The organism is Vibrio sp. E14, from assembly GCF_020515785.1.
Lineage (GTDB): Bacteria > Pseudomonadota > Gammaproteobacteria > Enterobacterales > Vibrionaceae > Vibrio > Vibrio diabolicus.
Map to the genome: position 1 here is coordinate 236,391 of NZ_JAHPJI010000001.1, position 18,275 is coordinate 254,665.

Annotated in this window: 17 protein-coding genes; 5 read left to right on the top strand and 12 right to left on the bottom strand. The window is 46.8% G+C overall.

What is annotated here, in order from left to right; genetic code table 11:
• Nucleotides 1-24: 24 nt before the first annotated feature.
• Nucleotides 25-861, top strand: coding sequence for a posphoenolpyruvate synthetase regulatory kinase/phosphorylase PpsR (gene ppsR, locus LIX84_RS01075; protein ID WP_005392709.1), 837 nt, complete (start codon nt 25-27; stop codon nt 859-861).
• 84 nt (nt 862-945) lie between these two features.
• Here the strand turns inward: ppsR and ansB are convergent, their stop codons facing one another.
• Nucleotides 946-2,010 (bottom strand): L-asparaginase 2, encoded by a 1,065-nt coding sequence (gene ansB / locus LIX84_RS01080; protein WP_006741383.1) that lies wholly within the window; start codon nt 2,008-2,010, stop codon nt 946-948.
• A 370-nt stretch (nt 2,011-2,380) separates the two neighbouring features.
• Nucleotides 2,381-3,637: an adenylosuccinate synthase gene (locus LIX84_RS01085; protein ID WP_226420389.1), complete on the bottom strand. Its 1,257-nt coding sequence runs from the start codon at nt 3,635-3,637 to the stop codon at nt 2,381-2,383.
• Between the two features lie 105 nt (nt 3,638-3,742).
• On the opposite strand from LIX84_RS01085, the gene LIX84_RS01090 reads away from it, so the two are divergent.
• The 3 genes from LIX84_RS01090 (at nt 3,743) to LIX84_RS01100 (ending at nt 5,702) form a co-directional block, all read left to right on the top strand.
• On the top strand, nt 3,743-4,612 hold the full coding sequence (locus tag LIX84_RS01090; protein ID WP_226420390.1) for a LysR family transcriptional regulator: 870 nt from the start codon (nt 3,743-3,745) through the stop codon (nt 4,610-4,612).
• 3 nt (nt 4,613-4,615) lie between these two features.
• The gene (locus LIX84_RS01095; RefSeq protein ID WP_226420391.1) at nt 4,616-5,008 is read left to right on the top strand and encodes a ribosome recycling factor family protein; all 393 of its coding nucleotides are present in this window, start codon (nt 4,616-4,618) and stop codon (nt 5,006-5,008) included.
• Between the two features lie 79 nt (nt 5,009-5,087).
• Nucleotides 5,088-5,702 carry a LysE family translocator gene (locus tag LIX84_RS01100; RefSeq protein WP_006741386.1) on the top strand — a complete coding sequence of 205 codons (615 nt, stop codon included), beginning with the start codon at nt 5,088-5,090 and terminating at the stop codon, nt 5,700-5,702.
• Nucleotides 5,703-5,796: 94 nt separating this feature from the next.
• Here the strand turns inward: LIX84_RS01100 and LIX84_RS01105 are convergent, their stop codons facing one another.
• The 10 genes from LIX84_RS01105 to doeA form a co-directional block, all read right to left on the bottom strand.
• Nucleotides 5,797-6,318: a DUF2058 domain-containing protein gene (locus LIX84_RS01105; protein WP_226420392.1), complete on the bottom strand. Its 522-nt coding sequence runs from the start codon at nt 6,316-6,318 to the stop codon at nt 5,797-5,799.
• 47 nt (nt 6,319-6,365) lie between these two features.
• A complete protein-coding gene (locus tag LIX84_RS01110; RefSeq protein WP_226420393.1) occupies nt 6,366-7,142 on the bottom strand; it encodes a maleate cis-trans isomerase family protein in 777 nt (258 codons plus the stop codon).
• 56 nt (nt 7,143-7,198) lie between these two features.
• Nucleotides 7,199-8,158 (bottom strand): cyclodeaminase, encoded by a 960-nt coding sequence (locus LIX84_RS01115; RefSeq protein WP_226420394.1) that lies wholly within the window; start codon nt 8,156-8,158, stop codon nt 7,199-7,201.
• Between the two features lie 14 nt (nt 8,159-8,172).
• The gene (gene eutB, locus LIX84_RS01120; protein WP_226420395.1) at nt 8,173-9,147 is read right to left on the bottom strand and encodes a hydroxyectoine utilization dehydratase EutB; all 975 of its coding nucleotides are present in this window, start codon (nt 9,145-9,147) and stop codon (nt 8,173-8,175) included.
• Between the two features lie 86 nt (nt 9,148-9,233).
• Nucleotides 9,234-10,640, bottom strand: coding sequence for an aspartate aminotransferase family protein (locus tag LIX84_RS01125; RefSeq protein ID WP_053808062.1), 1,407 nt, complete (start codon nt 10,638-10,640; stop codon nt 9,234-9,236).
• 41 nt (nt 10,641-10,681) lie between these two features.
• Nucleotides 10,682-12,202: an NAD-dependent succinate-semialdehyde dehydrogenase gene (locus LIX84_RS01130; RefSeq protein ID WP_074190437.1), complete on the bottom strand. Its 1,521-nt coding sequence runs from the start codon at nt 12,200-12,202 to the stop codon at nt 10,682-10,684.
• Nucleotides 12,203-12,357: 155 nt separating this feature from the next.
• Nucleotides 12,358-12,837 carry an Lrp/AsnC family transcriptional regulator gene (locus tag LIX84_RS01135; RefSeq protein ID WP_006741393.1) on the bottom strand — a complete coding sequence of 160 codons (480 nt, stop codon included), beginning with the start codon at nt 12,835-12,837 and terminating at the stop codon, nt 12,358-12,360.
• 103 nt (nt 12,838-12,940) lie between these two features.
• Nucleotides 12,941-13,954: a TRAP transporter substrate-binding protein gene (locus LIX84_RS01140; protein WP_226420396.1), complete on the bottom strand. Its 1,014-nt coding sequence runs from the start codon at nt 13,952-13,954 to the stop codon at nt 12,941-12,943.
• A gap of 332 nt (nt 13,955-14,286) precedes the next feature.
• Nucleotides 14,287-15,294: a N(2)-acetyl-L-2,4-diaminobutanoate deacetylase DoeB gene (gene doeB, locus LIX84_RS01145; protein ID WP_226420397.1), complete on the bottom strand. Its 1,008-nt coding sequence runs from the start codon at nt 15,292-15,294 to the stop codon at nt 14,287-14,289.
• A gap of 54 nt (nt 15,295-15,348) precedes the next feature.
• Nucleotides 15,349-16,536, bottom strand: coding sequence for an ectoine hydrolase DoeA (doeA, locus tag LIX84_RS01150; RefSeq protein WP_005392731.1), 1,188 nt, complete (start codon nt 16,534-16,536; stop codon nt 15,349-15,351).
• 273 nt (nt 16,537-16,809) lie between these two features.
• On the opposite strand from doeA, the gene ehuR reads away from it, so the two are divergent.
• Nucleotides 16,810-18,243 (top strand): MocR-like ectoine utilization transcription factor EhuR, encoded by a 1,434-nt coding sequence (ehuR, locus tag LIX84_RS01155; protein WP_104973447.1) that lies wholly within the window; start codon nt 16,810-16,812, stop codon nt 18,241-18,243.
• Nucleotides 18,244-18,275 lie beyond the last annotated feature (32 nt).

Here is an 18,275-nt window from a genome sequence, read left to right on the forward strand (position 1 = left end):
AAGATTTTGAAAAATTAAACAGAAATGCAAATAAATAACCAAAGTCGTGATGTGTTCTATGTTTCTGACGGTACGGCGATAACATGTGAGACATTAGGGCATGTTGTTCTCGGTCAATTTCCGTTCATTCCTAACGAAAAAACCTTTCCGTTCGTAGAAAGCCAGGACAAAGTTGCTGACGTTGTAAAAGAAATTGAAACTTCCTACCAACGCAATGGCGTCAAACCTCTGGTGTTTTTCTCTATCGTGGTGCCAGACGTACGTGAAATGCTGCTGGAAGCGCCTGCATACAGCTACGATGTGTTGGAAAGCATTGTACAGAAAGTGCAAGACGACATTCAGATGGCACCAAAACCCAAGTTGCAGCGTTCTCGCAGTGTGGGGAAAGATTCCGATACCTATTTCGACCGTATCGCGGCCATTGAATATACATTGGCGCATGATGATGGCATCACGCTAAAAGGGTTGGAGCAAGCCGATATCATTCTGCTGGGAGTATCGCGCAGCGGAAAAACCCCCACCAGCTTGTATATGGCGATGCAGTTTGGTTTGCGTGTCGTGAACTACCCATTTATTGCGGAAGACGTGAAGATGATGCGTTTGTTGCCTGAGTTTGAGATCCATCGTCATAAATTATTCGGGCTTACTATCGACCCTGAACGTTTGACTGAAATCCGTGAGAATCGTTTGTCTGGAAGTGATTACGCCAGTACTGAGCAGTGTAAGTTGGAGCTAGACACCGTAGAGGCGTTGTTTAGAAGAGAGGCGATCCCATACATCAATACGTCCTCTCTCTCTGTGGAAGAGATCACCACGCGTATTCTTGAAAAAGCAGGGATGAAGCGCCGTTTGTTTGGTTAACCAGGGGCGCCAACATCGTCGTGTGCAAGAGGAGGCGAGTAACACCTCCTCTTGTGCATCTAAAGATGCCTTACACAGAATGATTTAATAGTATTGGAACATCTTTTGGATGTCTTGATAGTTTTTGGTTTGAGTCAGTGACAGCATCAGTAAGATACGTGCTTTTTGTGGGTTTAGTGTGCCTGAGGCAACAAAGCCATATTTGTCGTCATCAATTTCAGCATCCAAAGTGGTTGATCCGGTTGGTGTGCGAGAGCTCCTTACAACAACAACGCCATCTTTGCTCGCTTTTTCTAACTCATCAAAGACCGTGTGGTATAAGTTACCATTACCGACACCAGCACTTACGATGCCGTCAAACTTCGCATCCACAAAGGCTTTGACTGGTAAGCTCGACGCATTTGCATAGTTATAAACAATGCCTACTTTAGGTAGTGTGTTGAGTTTTGATACATCGAATGGGGTTTCTGTCGTATGTTTACGCTCTGGGCTTCGTTGATATTTGGCATCGCTATTATGAATGTAACCGATAGGACCAAAGTTAGGTGACTGGAAAGTACTGACGGAAGTGGTGTTTGTTTTAGTTACGTCTCGCGCATCGAAAATAGTGTCATTCATCGCGACTAACACGCCGCGCCCTTCAGAATCTTCATCGGTGGCTGTCACGACGGCGTTGTATAAATTAACTGGGCCATCAGCACTCATTGCGGTGGAAGGACGCATTGCACCGACGATCACAACTGGCTTTTTGCTCTTGACGGTCAGATCAAGGAAGTAAGCGGTTTCTTCTAATGTATCGGTACCATGAGTAATGACGATACCGTCAACATCATCTTGAGCGAGCAGTTCGTTGACGCGTTTGGCTAATTTAAGCCATACCTCATCATTCATATCTTGTGAACCAATACTGACCACTTGCTCTCCGGAAATATCGGCAATGTTGGTCATGCTAGGTACCGCAGAAATCAATGATTCGACACCGACTTTACCTGCGGTGTAGTTTGACTCTGTCGCAGATTGACCTGCGCCTGCTATGGTGCCGCCAGTGGCAAGGATTTTAATGTTCGGAAGATCGGATTGCGCAAAAGAGAACGAACTGATGCATAAACCGAGAGTTATCGTACTGAGGCGGAAAAGATTTTTCGTCATAGGAATCACCTGCTGTTAGGTTGGATGTTGGGGAACTCATCTATCCTAAAAACAGCGGGTTAGATTTTTTGAGCACTAGTTCAACAAATTGCAGATGAAGATCGTGATCAAGCAATCAGTTAAAGAACATTAATTCAAACAATTAACTTAAATAACGTGCTTCTTTAACAAGTGAGATGTACTAATAACGTGCACAATGCGTTATATGCTCTAATCTATTGATTGATAAATAAAGAGGGAAGGGAGGCGCGATTAGGTTACTAAACACGAATTGAGAAGTGCAATTTCTTCAAAGTTTACAGTGTAAAAAAAAGCGGCTTTACCCCGGAACAGATAAAAGCCGCTTGCCAATGATGTGTTAATTCACATCTTATCGCATAATCATTTGTTCACGGCCTGGACCCACAGACACCATTTTTACTGGTACGCCCATCAGTTCCTCAATGCGTAGAACGTATTTCTGTGCTGCTACTGGAAGCTCTTCAAACTTACGACAACCTGTGATGTCCTCGCTCCAGCTTTCCATCTTCTCGTAGATTGGCGCAAGAGATGCCGTTTGAGGCCAGATTGGGTTTTCGCTGTGGTCGCCTTCGTATCCAACACAGATTTTCAGATCGTTAAGGCCAGTCAAACAGTCTACTTTCGTTAGTGCAATTTCAGTTGCGGCTTGCAGTTCAACGCCATTCTTCGTAGCGACTGCGTCGAAGTAACCCATATCGCGCGGACGACCTGTAGTTGCACCGAACTCGCCTGCAAGTTCTCGGAAAGCATCTTGCTCTTCCATTGCAGTGATCAACGTACCAGTACCTACTGATGAGCTGAATGCTTTTGCAACCGCAATCACGCGTTCAGGACGAAGTGCCGGAAGACCACTACCGATACCCGCATACATTGATACAACGTTAGAAGATGTTGTCCAAGGGTACTCACCGTAAACAAGGTCACGACCCGCGCCAAGCTGCGCTTCGAACAATAGTGTTTTGTCTTTCGCTTGTAGTTCTTTTAGAGGAAGCGTTACGTTGCAAATTGAATCGCGCCAAGGTGCAGACACTTCTAGCAACCAGTTCGCCATTTCTTCCGCGGTTTGCTCGAACTCGAACGTCGGGTAAAGCGCACGCAGTTGCGGCAGTTTCCAATCCATCATGAATTGAAGGCGTTCAACCAATACTTCTGGTTGCTTCAACCAACCAACAAGAATGCCTTTCTTCATTACGCGGTCACCGTACGCAGGTGCAATACCTTGACGAGTTGAACCGTATGCTTTGTCGCCTAAACGTTGTTCTTCTAGCGTATCTTCTAGTGCGTGTATAGGTAGACACAGTGTTGCGCGATCAGAGATGCACATATTCACTTTTACGCCCGCTTCTTCAACTTCCGCAATCTCCTGAGACAGCAATGCAGGGCTGATAACCATACCCGGACCTAATACTGCCAAACAGTCTGGGTTGAAAACGCCACTTGGTAGCTGGTGCAGCTTGAACGTACCTAGGTCGTTAACCACGGTATGACCCGCGTTGTTACCACCTTGGAAACGAATGCTCGCAGAAGCTTGCTCTGCCAAAAAGTCAACGATGCGGCCTTTGCCTTCATCACCCCAGTTTGCACCCACAACAACGATAGACGACATAATTTAATCTCCAAAAACAGATGCAAAAATCTTAAGGCGTTCGCCATAATAAGAGAAATTAATTATACTCATTAACTTGATAAGAATCCCATATCGGAATTGGCAATGTTAGATTTGAACTGGCTGCGAACCTTCGTAACTCTTGCAGAGGTAAAACATTTCGGCAAAACAGCGACGGAACTGCACATGACGCAGCCGAACGTAAGTTTGCATATCAAGCAGTTGGAGCAGGCCACGCGCACGAAATTGATTGAGCGAAATCCTGTGCAGTTGACGCAAGCGGGAAAGCGTTTGTTAGATACGGCTCAGCGAATGCTCAATGAGCTGCAAATTTGTCAGTCTGATCTCAATGCCATCAATGATCTTACGCAGGGGACACTTTCTATTGCGGCGAGCGATATCGTTTCACGTTTACTGCTTATCAAACCGTTCCAGCAATTCAAAAGTGAATACCCGGGTATCGACTTGGCATTGTTCAATACCACGTCTTCTCAAGCGGTGGATTTGGTGAAAAGTGCGCGTGCCGATATTGGCTTTGTTATCGCACAAAAAGAGAGTCAACCGTTGCATTTTACGCCTCTCACGCAAATTCACTGGTGTGCGTTTGGCGATAACATTTTTGAGTGGCAGGACAATCGAAAAGAGAGCCAGACGCTGATTCTGCTAGGGCACGACACGCGAACCCGTGAGCTGATAGATGCATCTTTACCTGAGTTAAATCTGCCTAAGCATCGTGTGATGGAAGTGGGCAGTGTGGAAGCACAAATCGATTGGGCAGAAGCAGGATTTGGGACCGCCATTGTGCCGGACTTCTCTCTTGATCCGAGGTTAACGCTTTCCCGAGAGATCACGCCTTTGCTTAGTTTTCCAAACACCGATTTCGGCTACATTGTGCGCCAAAATCAGGTACTCTCCAAAGCCGCCAAACAGCTACTCACCTGGGTTGGAGAGAATGTGTCAGTAGTGGGAGAGTAACGGATGAAAGATGACAACATTATTGTTTCGCTTCCCTCTCTGATTCATCGCATTGGCGGTGAGAATGCTAAACGCATTAAAGTCATTGCGGCGGATTGCGGGTGTGACGTTAAGCGAGTTAGGCGCTCTCGTCATTGGCAAGTTTCTGGAGAAGCTTTGAACTTAAAAGCGTTACTTGATCAGCTAAAAGCAGGGCAGTGTGAAGAGCTAAGGTTTGTGATGAATAAGTTGGAGAAAGGGTTATCCGTTCATCAGGACAAACTGGAACCGTTGGAAGAAAAACTGATTCGGTTGGTGGTGCAAAACCCAAATATTACCTTGGCGGAGTTGATGACAGAAACGCACTGTACGATTGCGCAAGCCAGAGCAGCTCGGTTTGAAGCGGGAATGCTCTAGCGTAGAATTTTTATTTACTCATTCTAGCAGCCAATGTTACGGTGCGGGCTATTACTAAAAATTAAGGCCATTTTTTACCATGGATATTTGGAAGCTCCTCCTTTTTATTCCCGCTTGCTTTGCTCTGAATATGACTCCAGGCCCAAACAACTTATTGGCAATGAATAATGCGCGTTGTTACGGTTTTCGTGCCGCGTTTGTCGCTAGTTTAGGGCGTATTACGGCATTTTCTGGCATGATCGCGCTGTCTGCCTCTGGGCTCGCCGTGATTTTGTACACATCAGAAATGCTGTTTTTAGCGTTAAAGCTGGTGGGGGCGTTGTATCTATTGTGGATTGCATTCAACCTTTGGCGTTCGGAATCGAGCCCGATCTCTGAGTTAACTAACTCACGCAACTATGCAGGGCTTGCGAAGCAAGAATTTACGCTTGCCGCCGGCAACCCGAAGGCGATTCTTATTTTTACTGCATTTTTGCCGCAGTTTGTAGACGTGAACGCTAACGTTCAAGAGCAGTTTTTTGCCCTTGGCTCCACGTTTTTGATATTAGAAATGGTCGCCATTTCAATTTACGCGATTTTTGGTTTGTACCTTAGACATTGGTTCTCAAATCCAAAAATGGCGAAACGTTTTAATCGCGGATGTTCGCTGTTTTTAGCCGCATCTGGTGTGAATTTGCTACTAAGTAAGCAATAACGCACATCATTTCTGTAGCGTATTTTTTCTATTAAAAAAGAGCCGCTGATGTTATATCAGCGGCTCTTTTCGTTGATGCATCTATTGTTTGTTGTTACCACATCAAGTCATCTGGCACGACGAAATCTGCGTATGGATCGTCTTCTACTGGAATGTCCGATTCTGGTTCTTTCTGTTCGATGATGACGGATTCATCACGTTGAGCAATTTTATTCGCTACTCCGCGTGGAATGACAACGTAGCTTTCACCGACAATCGCAATGGCTAGAATGCCTTTAATCAACTGTTCACGGATGAGAGCATCAACATACAGTGACTTAACCAAGGTGCCATGGGTGAAGTTGTACTTAATATCGCCATCTTTTAAGTCGATCTTGTTCATCTCAATCAATTGATTGATTTGCGCTTTGATCTCTTTATTCAAACGCTCGGCATTTTGCTGTTCGCTCAATTGTTTATCACGCTCTAACTGTTGGCGTTTATTCTCTTCAACCGCCGCTTTTACTTCGCGTGCTTGAACGCGTGATTTTTTAGAGCCTTTCTTCGCTTTCTTTAGTTTCTTTTCATTAACTAAGCCAGCTTTCAGCATTTGTTCTTGAAGGGTAAGTTTTGCCATGTTTCATCCAGTTAGTGCGCAATTTTGTGCATTTTAGCGAGTCCTTATCAGCAAGGAAAGGGCGATGATGACACGTCGGAGAAATTATCGGACTCAAGCAAACGCAATGCGTCCCAAAGCATCACTTGGTTGGAGCTTAGTACAGGAATACCAAAGCGGCTTGAGAAATAAGGTAGTAGATGCATGACTCGCATGTTCGTGCATGAAATAAATACCGCGTCCACAGTGCAATCAATCGACTCAAGCAGCTGCGCTAAGGCATTTTCTACGTCTTGTCCTCCAATGGTTGGGATATGGGGATCGTAGTCGAGATTGAAATACCCAAAGGCCAGAACGTCAATACCATGTTCGGTCATGGACTCATAAAGTGGGTGATTGACGTCATTGGTATACGGCGTCAGCATAACGATTCTTTGAGCTTGATGGTGTTCAAGCGCTCTCAGTGCGGCTTGCCAAGGGTTAGTTGTTATGGCTTCGGGTCTCTCTTGACTAATTAAATCAGTGATTTGATCGGAGCCAATGAGCACACTAGCTGACGTACAGCCAAACGCCATGACGTTGATTGGCCACATTGGCACGATGGTGCGTACACACTCGCGGATACTGTTTTCCATGTCTGTTAAGTGCAGAGGATCGACAGTACCTGTGGTGAGAAAGCGTGAAGTGTATAAGCGAACATCTGCGGGTAAATGCTCGCGCCATTCGTTTTCTAGCACATAGTCGGTCGCGAGTTGAATGAGTCCGATTGAACGTTGATAAGCGGAGACATCCGCCGAAAACTCAAACTGAGTGGTTAAAGATTGAAACGTACAGAGCTCTGGCATGTTACGGCCCTCAAAAAGTGCGGTGGTTGCCCACCGCCAAAGTCACAGGGAATAAGTTACATCGTGGATTGAATGCTGATGAGTTGTTGAGCGGTATAGTCAGCGATTGCGGTGTCTTGAACGCCAGTCCCTGTTAAATCACATACCGAAACATCGTCAACACGCCTTGAGTAGGGGTGTTTGCCGCAAATGATGTCACCAAGTTCGACTAGGCTGCGGGTGAGCGGTTTATCTACACTGCGTAACTCGCCAAGCGACTCTGACTGACTAATTCGATCAACCACCAGATGCTCAGCATTTAGAATGACTGACGTGGCAAGTTCACGTTTATGAGGGCTGTCTGAACCCATAGCGATCACGTGTGCTCCTGATGGAATATCTTCCCAATTCAGCAAAGGTTCTTTTGATGGTGTTGTCGTGACAATAATGTCGGCTTCTTGGCATGCTTGCTGGATAGAGGAGTGCACAGATACGGATAGATCGTATCGTTGCTCCATGCGTTGTTTGTAAGCCTGCGATTTTGTGTTGTCTCTTGCCCAGATGTTCACTTGGGAGATTGGCCTAACTAATTTTATTGCAGCGACTTGGAGTTCTGCTTGAAGCCCACTGCCAATAACCGTAATTTTGGATGCTTCTGAGTTCGACAGGTATTTCGCGGAGATAGCGCCGGCGAGAGCAGTACGAATGTCGGTTAGATACCCTTCGTCAAACAATACGCTATCAACCAGCCCTGTTTTCGCGCTAAAGAGCACCATCAAACCATTTAGGCTGGGTAGTCCCAGTTTTGGGTTATCAAAAAATCCTGGGCTGATTTTTATCGCGAAGCGCTCATTACCTTTGATATGCGCCGTTTTTACATCCACTTCGCCGTTATGCTCTTCGATTGCCATACTAAGAACCGGAGGCATGGTGACGTTGCCTTGCCCAAGCGCTTTGAAGCCATTTTCCACGGCCGCTAACGCATTAAGATCTAACTGAGTTACTTGCTCTATCTGAGACTTATTATAGATTTTCATTCGCACGACCTCGGTTATTCTTTGACTTGGCGGCCGATTTTTAATGCCGTCTCAAAAGTGTCTGAAGAGACGTTTTTTCCACTGAGCACCAAAACGACTTTCTTACCGCGTAAGTCCAGTTGATGCTGGTGAATGGCGGCAAGCCCCACTGCGGCCGCGCCTTCTACGGCAAATTTTTCTGCATCGAAAATATCTGCCATGCCTTTGGCGATGTTGTGTTCACTGACTAAAAACGCTTTATCCATGGCTTCTTGCACGAGTTTGAAGGTATAGCGATTGTCTAAACCTATGCCGCCACCTAAGCTGTCAGCAAACGATTCGTGCTCTTCAACTTGTACTGGTTTTCCTGCTTTAATGCTTTCTACCATCGCAGCGCCTTTGTCCATGGAAACGCCATACACGTTCACTTTGCTGCTGTTTGATTTTGCGGCCAAGCCAATACCACCAATCAATCCGCCGCCAGATAGCCCGGCGAAAATGACGTCGACATCAGGAAGATCTTCAATGATTTCTAGCCCAATGGTCCCTTGTCCGGCGATGATGTCTGGATGTTCGAATGGTGAGAGATAAGTCATCGACTCTTCTTCCGTTAGCCTCAATGCTTCTCGCTCCGCGTCGTCTTGAGCTTGACCAACTATTCGAACTTCTGCGCCTAATGCTTTAATTGCGTCGACTTTGTTTTGTGGCACTAAATTGGACATACAAATCACGGTGCGGACTCCTAGTCGTTGCCCAGCATAAGCCACGGCACGGCCGTGATTACCAGTAGAGCAAGTGACGACGCCATGTTGTTTTTGTTCCTCACTCAGTTTGTTCATGGCATGAGTCGCTCCACGCAATTTAAAAGCACCAATAGGTTGTAGTGTTTCCAGTTTTAACCAAATTTCACATTGATATTGTTGCGATAACAGTGGTGAGTGAAGTAATGGTGTGCGACTGACTAATCCGTTAATCGCTTTCTTTGCGGCAAAGATTGCTTGTGTTTCCATGTAGTACGTCTCTTAGGACCGCCCCCTCTAATTTGGTCAGAGGGGGCGGTAATCATTGGTAGGTTTGTGAGTTGGTTAATTCGCGGCTATTTTGGCTGCCACTGTTTAGACGTGACGAGGTTATCCATCACTTTATTGACCGCTTGGTGCGCTTTGTCGACAATAGTGTCGATGTCATTACGATTCGCGATAAGCGGTGGAGCAAAGCCGAGGATGTCACCATGTGGCATGGCGCGAGCGATTAAGCCTTGCTCTAAACAGGCCGCCGCGATTTGCGGACCTACTTTCAAGTTTGGATCAAAGTGTGCTCGGCGGAGTTTGTCTGAAGAAAACTCCAACGCATGCAACAAGCCAACGCCACGAGTATCACCGACTAATGGATGATCGTTAAACGTCTCCGCCATGCGTTGCTGCAAGTAAGCGCCGACTTCGGCTGCGTTTTGCACCAAGCCTTCACGTTCAATGATATCGAGGTTGCAGTTCGCGGCTGCCGCTCCCATTGGGTGACCGGAGTAGGTATAACCGTGTCCGATAGCGCCCCATTGGTCGGTGCCGTTTTCTAGCACACTCCAAACTCGTTCACCGACGATCACGCCAGACAACGGTTGATACGCTGAGGTTAACCCTTTCGCTACCGTGATAAGATCCGGTTTCATGTCGTAGTGCAGCGAGCCAAAATCGGAGCCGAGGCGACCAAAGCCACAGACCACTTCATCCGCAATCAAGAGTACATCGTATTTGTCGAGTACTTTACGAATCGCCTGCCAGTACCCTTCTGGTGGTGGCACAATACCGCCAGTACCGAGCACTGGTTCCGCAATCATCGCTGCGACCGTTTCTGGGCCTTCTTCCAAGATCATCGCTTCGAGTTGATCCGCACAATATTGAGAGAATTCAAGCTCAGACATACTCTCGTCTTCACGGCGATAGTAATACGGCGCCATGGTGTGCTTGATGCGCTCAAGCGGTAAATCAAAATGTGCGTGGAAAAGAGGCAGCCCTGTCATTGAACCCGAAGCGATACTTGAGCCATGGTAGCCGCGATCACGGGAGATAATTTTTTTCTTCTCTGGTAGACCACGAGCATTGTTGTAATACCACACCAACTTAAGTTGAGTTTCGTTCGCATCACTGCCTGACATGCCGTAGTAGACTTTACTCATGCCTTCAGGCGCCATTTTGATGATGCGATCTGACAGTGTCACTAGTGCTTCGTTCGTATGACCGACGTAAGTGTGGTAGTACGCCAGCTCTTTGGCTTGTTCATAAATAGCATCGGCCATTTCAGTCCTGCCATAGCCAATGTTCACACAATACAACCCGGCAAAGCCGTCTATCAGCTCGATGCCTTCTGAATCGGTGATGCGTATTCCGCTTCCGCTCGAGATAATTCTTCCCGAAAGCTCCCCAGCCGCATACTGCTTCAGGTGGGTTGAGGCATGAAATACTCTCTGACGGTCGATCTCTAAAAGTTGTTGGGTTTTGTTGCTCATGATCCTTCTCCTCGAATAATTGGATATCCATATTTCGTGCCTTAACTGCCACTGACGGTTGGTAAAGCGCCTAAGCAGCAGTATTTGATTTCACTGTATTCTTCAAAGCCGTGGCGACTGCCTTCTCGTCCAAGTCCAGACTGTTTCACACCGCCGAATGGGATAGGGTGGCCAGTCATCTTGACGGAGTTCACGCTCACCATGCCAAACTCCAAACCACGCATGCAGCGCCAAATTTGGTGAATATCGTGACCATAAACATAGGCAGCTAAGCCGTACTCAGTGTCGTTGCTCATTTCAATCACGGTATCTAAGTCTTGGTAAGGCAATACGCCTGCCACAGGACAAAAATTCTCTTCGCGATACACCGCCATATCAGGGGTGACATCGGCCAGCAATGTCGGCGCAAAGAAGTTTTCGCCTGGTACGGGCTGGTGGTATCCCGCTACCAATCGCGCGCCTTTGTCGAGTGCGTCACGCACCAAATCATGCGCTTTATCCACCGCAGTGCGATTGATCAGCGGCCCCATGGTGGCTTTTTCATCTAAACCATTGCCTAAAACGATGTGGCTCATTTCTTTGGCAAACGCTTCCAAAAATGCTTCGTACTTATCTTCGGGGACGAAAATACGGTTTGCGGCCAAGCAGTCTTGTCCTGCTGTTTGAAACTTGGCATCCACGGCAGCTTTGGCTGCTTGCTCGACATCCATATCTGGCAGCACGATGAAAGGGGCATTACCGCCGAGCTCCATGCTGCACTTCTTCACGGTTTGTGCCGCGTCGCGCAGCAGCAACTTACCCACTCGAGTTGAACCTGTGAACGAGAGTGCTTTGACTTTATCGGAGTGACACAAGGTTTGTGACACCATCACCGCATCGCCAGTGATCACGTTAAATACACCAGGTGGAAAGCCAGCTCGGTCTGCTAATTCTGCCAAGGCCAATGCGGAGAAAGGCGTTTCACTGGCAGGTTTGATGAGCACCGGACAGCCTATAGCTAATGCTGCGGCGGCTTTACGGGTGACCATTGCATTAGGAAAATTCCATGGTGTAATCAGAGCTGCGACACCAATCGGCTCGCGTACCGTCGATAGCTGCGCATTCGGAATATGACTTGGGATGGTTTCGCCATAGCTGCGGCGTGCTTCCTCTGCAAACCAACGAACAAAGGATGCGCCGTAGTCGATTTCACCCAAAGCATCACCTAATGTTTTGCCTTGCTCCATAACCATCAAACGAGCAAGATCTTGTTTTGATTCTAAAATCAGATCGTGCCAACGCATGAGAATTTCAGCGCGTTCTTCTGCTTGCATTTTTCGCCATTGACGAAAGGCTTGGTCGGCTTCATCAATCGCTTGATAGAGTTGTTGCTGAGATAGCTTGGTAATGTAGCCGATGACCGTACCATCCGCTGGATTATCCACCGGATGAAATTGGTCACCACTTACCCATTTGCCATTTACGTACGCTAAACCTCTCACCAAACGTACGTCTTTCATTATCGCCATCATGTCGTGCGAGGCTTTTAATTCCTCAGCATGTAAGCTGTGCAGTGCTGTCATGAGTCCTTCTCCCAGCGTCGTTGTCCATAGTTAAACTGTAATGGAGAAGTGACCGAAATAATTTCTGATGCCGAGGTTTAAACCATCAAAACTTTCTTTTCCACACCGTCAGATATGGTGATTTTTCTGGTCGTCTTTTAAGCGTGTTTTCCCTTTTAGAACAAGGCGTTTTGGTTCACTTCTAATGTGCCTGCATCACGTTTGATTGTTTTCGTCACGATGTAAGTAAAGTAGCGCTCAATGCCCACTTCTGACTCTAACCAGTTGTCGATAAGCCGCTGATATTGGTCAATATCTTCCGACTGAATTTTGAGGATGTAATCGACACCGCCGCCTGTAGCATAACAATCAGTGACTTCTGGTGAGTGTTGAACCAGTTGCTCGAAACGTTTGAACGCTTGGGCGCTGTGCTCTTTGAGCGTAACTTCAACCATGACCGATGTTCGTTTGAACAAAACATCGGTATTTACTTTTGCCCCGTAGCCTTCAATGATGCCTGCTTCTTCCAGTTTTTTGACACGCTCCCAGCAAGGGCTCACGGATAGGTTAATGGCCTCGGCAAGGTGAGATTTGGTAATACGGCCATTGTCATGAAGTATCTGTAGAATTTTTACGTCGTAGCGATCGAGGCGCATAATTGGTCTCCCTGTAAAATACCAATCAGTTCAGAATAGTTGATGACTGGTCAACCGCTATAAGGTGGCCCGAAGGCCACTCCTTTTTCTGTTATTGATTCTGTTATTGATTGAACTCTTGTTCCAGTGAGCTCAGCACTGCTTTACCGCTGTCGCCTGTAAGCTCGATGTATTTGTCCCGCATTGGCATAGAGGCTTGTTTAAATGCTGCACGTTCGTCACTGTCGAGTTTGATCATCTGCATATCTGGTTTTGCTTGCTTAATTTGATCAAGACGTTTTTGGTTAAACTCATCCTGTTTTTCAAATATAAAGTCAGTCATACCAGCGATGACTTTATTGACCTGATCTTGGCGGTCTTGTGGAAGGGTTTCGAACCAACTGTTGTTGGTAATGACAGTAGTAGTAAATTGTTGTTGTCCTGCCCAGATCATGTAGTCGTTCACTTCGTAGAACTTCATTTCTTCGATAGCAAAAACGGAGTTTACTTGACCATCGATCATTTTAAGTTGCAGTGCACCATAGACTTCTGAGTAGGGTAAAGGCGTAGGGTCGGCTCCAAACGATTTATAAGCCTCAACCAGCATTGGCGATGCCATCACGCGCATTTTGAAGTTATCAAAATCTTTTGGAGAACGAATCTCACGGTTGGTCGTCCACACCATTTCACCTTCTGGATACATAGTGAGAAGTTTGAGGTTTTTCTTTTCTAGCTTTCCGCCGAGTGTGTCATAGATAGTAGGGCTTGAACTCAGCACTTTTTTATTCACATCATTGTCTTGCGACAAAAGGTAAGGGATGGAGAAAACCTGCATTTCGGGCACGAATGAACCAAAAATACCTGGCGATGCGTTGGTAAATTGGATAATACCGTTCGCAGTAAGCTCGGTAAGATCTTCTGACTGACCCAATGTACCGTATGGATAGACTTCCACTGTGACGTCGCCATCGGTTGCATTTTCGATGCGCTTTTTAAACTCTTGCGCATAAGCATCTTGCACCGAGCCTTTGACTTCTTCTAGAGCGAATTTCCACGTCTCAGCATAAACATTGCTGGTGGCAAAGCTGGCAGCGATCAGTACGGCACTCGTTAGGTAGCTGTGTTTCATCGGATTCATCCATTTCTTCCTTAATCAGTTTGTGAGTCAATTCACCAACGGCAGGTGATACACCAGACTCGATGTTGTGTCGTGTTTAGGGCGTGTTGACCTTTCGAGCTGATTTTTGCAGCGCTTTGTGGGTGGCCTACATAAAAAGCCGATAACGCAGTAGAAATGAACCACAAAGGCTGCTCGAAGGGTTCGAGCTAGGCGCCCCCGCAAAAATCGTTTTATGCTTTGTTGAAGACTATTTGCTTAGAATGACTAGGCTGCATAGTCTTTGCCGCGCCTAAAACGATTTTACCTCGAACAAAATTTAACCGCGAAAGGTCAATACGCCCTAGTAAGAGTTAGTTTAATTCGCCACAGTCTTCGGCAATTACGGCGACCGTGTCACCAATGTTGACCATGGCAGGGAAACGACGTGCAGCAAAAATCCCACTGCGCTGCGCTTTGTATTCGATAGGGTCGCTCCCTGTACGCTCGGTTGAATAGATTCTTGCCAGTACATCGTCTTGTTTGATGGTATCGCCAAGCTCAAATAAGTATTCGGTGATACCGTTGTGCTGGCTTTGCACGTAGCAACTTGCATCGGGCATATCAAGCAACCTAGTTGGCAGGGGTGGTTTTTCGTAATCACCTGATAAGTTGCCCGAAAAACGCAAGAAGTTACGAATACCTCGGTCGGCATAAGCGATGGTTTCTGGAGTGCTGGTTCCGCCACCTCTGAGCTCTGTGGTGACGAAAATTTTGCCTTGAGATTCCACAGCGGTGTCGTATAGGCTGGTGGCGTCCATTTCGAGCAAGATCATGGTGTAAGGTGCGCCAAACAGCTTTGCACCTAAGATGCATGCTTCTTCTTGATCGAGGTTGTCGAGGCGATGGGCTGCGGCGAAAGGCACGATGTCTAACGTTTTACCACCTGAATGAATGTCTAACGCAAAATCGCACATGGGTACCAAGTAACGAGTAAAGTAATCCGCGATTTTTTCGGTCACTGAACCTACAGGGTTTCCGGGAAAGCTGCGATTTAAATTCCCTTTATCGATAGACGATGTGCGCGAGGCATTTTGTACCGCAGGTAAGTTCATCATTGGCACAATAATGACGCGACCTTGGATTTGCTCTGCTTGCAGCGAGTTTGCCAATTTAAGCAGGCTGGTAATACCTTCGTATTCATCACCGTGATTACCGCCAGTAAGCAGCGCCGTTGGCCCGTGACCATTTTTGATCACGGTGATAGGTATCATGATGCTTCCCCAAGCGGAGTCATCATGGGAATAGGGCAGCGCTAAAAAGCCGTGCTGCACGCCTTCTCGGTCAAAGTCTACGGTGGCTGTGATCGAGCTCTTTTGCATATCGAGTCCTTTTTGTTCTTAAGCCTAGTTCAACAGAACTTACGGTTTGAAAAATTAGTGTTTAACAAATAAGTGGCGTGGGAAATCACACAGTGTTTTTGCACCATCACGGGTGATCACAATGCTTTCGGTGGTTTCTAACCCCCAATCTTCAAACCATAGCCCTGGCATAAAGTGGAATGTCATGCCTTCTTTTAATACGGTTTTATCAGTGTCTCGCAAGCTCATGGTTCGTTCCCCCCAATCAGGTGGGTAGCTCAGACCAATTGGGTAACCACAGCGGGCGCCTTCACGTGAGAATCCTGCTTTATCGAGGACTTGGTTCAATGCATTGGCGATGTCGGCGCAGGTATTGCCTGGTCTTGCCACTTCTAAGCCTGCTTCGAGACCTAAAGTTAATGCTTCATCTGCACGTTTGAATTTGTCGTCCGGTTCTCCAAGAAAAATAGTGCGAGAGAGTGGGCAATGGTAACGGCGATGCGCGCCAGCGATTTCGAAAAAAGTACCTTCGCCTTTTTTGAAAGGCCTATCATCCCACGTTAGGTGAGGTGCAGAAGCATCAGAACCAGATGGCAAAAGCGGTACGATCGCGGTGTAATCGCCAAAGTGATCTTCATGCCCAAGTACTGCTTGGCGGTTAATCTCGGCGACAAGGTGATGTTTCGGCAATCCTGGCTCGATCATATCGAACGCGACGCGATGCATGTTTTCAACAATGCGAGCTGCGCGGTACATATAAGCCAGTTCTTGATCAGATTTAACGGCGCGACACCAATTGACTAGCCCGGTTGCATCGAGAAGTTGAGCATTCGGTAAGTGCGTGGTGAGTGACTCGTAAGCAGTGGCGCTAAAGTAATAGTTATCTTTTTCCACCCCGATACGGCCGCGATCCCAAAGACGCGGGGCGAGTACCGCTTCTACCAGAAAATCCATTGGGTGTAATGGTGGGTTCATTACATAATGGTCTGGGTAGTAGGTGATATTTTCTGCCGACATATACGCAGTTCTGTATGCCCCATTGGCATCTTGGCAGCGCCCAAACCAAACAGGCTCGCCAGATGATCCTACAACGACACATTGTGGGACATAAAAAGACCAACCGTCATAACCTGTCAGCCATGCCATGTTAGAAGGATCGTGAATGATAAGGACATCCAACTCTCGTTCTTCCATCGACTGCCGAACTTTTGTTAATCGGTCCTGGAATTCATCCAGTGTAAAATGCAAAGCAACGCCTCTCATATTTTCTCCTTGTTAAAAATCCGACGCCTTATGGGCCTTCGGAGACGTTGAGGTATTTCTACCTTCCACCAGGTCAGCCAGACCTGCGTTTAAAAACTATTGCAACTCACCACTGCGGCTGGGTTTGGATTAAACGATGCCATTTAACATGTTTGTTGAATCTATATTTCTCATGTCAATCATTACAATTGTGGCTCATTTTTGTGCATTACACCGCATTTGATGGCTAAAAACTCGCCATTTGTTAAATTGAAGTTACAATGAGCATTAAAAATGAATCAATTAAAATATTGTGTCATGACAATTTCTTTGAACCCGATCATTCGCCCAGGCACCGCTAAGTACATCTCCATTGGCAATTATCTTGTCGAATGTGTCCGCAGTGGTTACCTAAAACCCGGTACTCGACTACCCACACATCGTGAGTTTGCGGAGCAAATTGGCGTGAGCGTACAAACCGTCAGTCATGCATATGGTTATGCAGAGAAAAAAGGTGCGCTCGAGTCTTGGGTGGGAAACGGTACGTTTGTAAAATCAGGCTTTGTGGATGAAAGCACGGACACGGAGTTCATGCTGACGCAAGAGATGAAAGAAACGCCGGATGAAATTGATATGTCGATCGCTCATCCGGTAGTAACCGATCGCCACATTACGCTTTTTAATCAGGCGTTAATGGAAATTGCTGGGCAAACAAACAATCGCAGTTTGATCAGTAAAGCAAAGCCAGTAACAGGTCAGCCTCATCATATTGAGTCCGGAGCGCGATTTCTCAGTAGCCAAGGACTGGACGTTGGTACCGATCAAATATTACTCACAAATGGTGCGTGCCATGGCTTGACCTTGGCTTTAAGCACCGTTGTTGAACACGGTGATTTAGTCGCTTGTGGTCACTTAGTCGATCATGGCTTGATCTCTCGCTCGAGAATGCTTGGATTTAAGTTACAGCCGCTTGAGATGGATGAATTTGGTATCACGCCGGATGCATTTGAATGGGCATGTAAACACAAACCAATCAAGGCGCTGTGTTGCACACCGAGCATGGCCAATCCGAATAGTGCGCATATGGATATTTCGCGCCGAGAGGCGATAGCAAATATTGCGAAGCAGTATGAGATCTACGTGATTGAAGATGACGTGTATGGGGCACTAGAGCCCAATCGTGTCCCACCTCTCGCCGCACTGTTACCCGAGCAGGCTTTTTATGTCACCAGTTTAACCAAAGTCGTAGCGCCAGGTATGCGTACGGGCTATTTAACGGTCCCACGTCATTTTTTGCAGCATGCGATTGGCCGTTTAGCAGCGACGAGTTGGTCTGCGACCCCGCTACCGTTTGAAGTCGCTCATTTGTGGATCGAAAACGGTACATTAAATCGACTTATTCGATTTCAAGTCAATGAATTTGCCAAGCGCCAGCGAATAGCAAAAGCCACTTTAGAAGGGCATGTTTATAGCTCACACCCGAATGGTCAGCACATTTGGTTGAGGTTACCCGAGCAGTGGAGCAGTGATGATCTGGTCGCTTCGGCTAAGCGTTCTGGGGTGCAGATAACGGGGTATAAACCTTTTGTTCTCGATACTAATCAGCCAATGCCTTACGTGCGAATCAGTTTGGGAGCAGAGACTAATCGAGGCTACATCAAGCATGGGTTATCTGTGATTGCAGAAATTCTCGATACAAACCCTCCAACCTCTCACTTTTTGGTCTGAGCAGTATGCTCTGACCAATTTTTTCTGCGAAA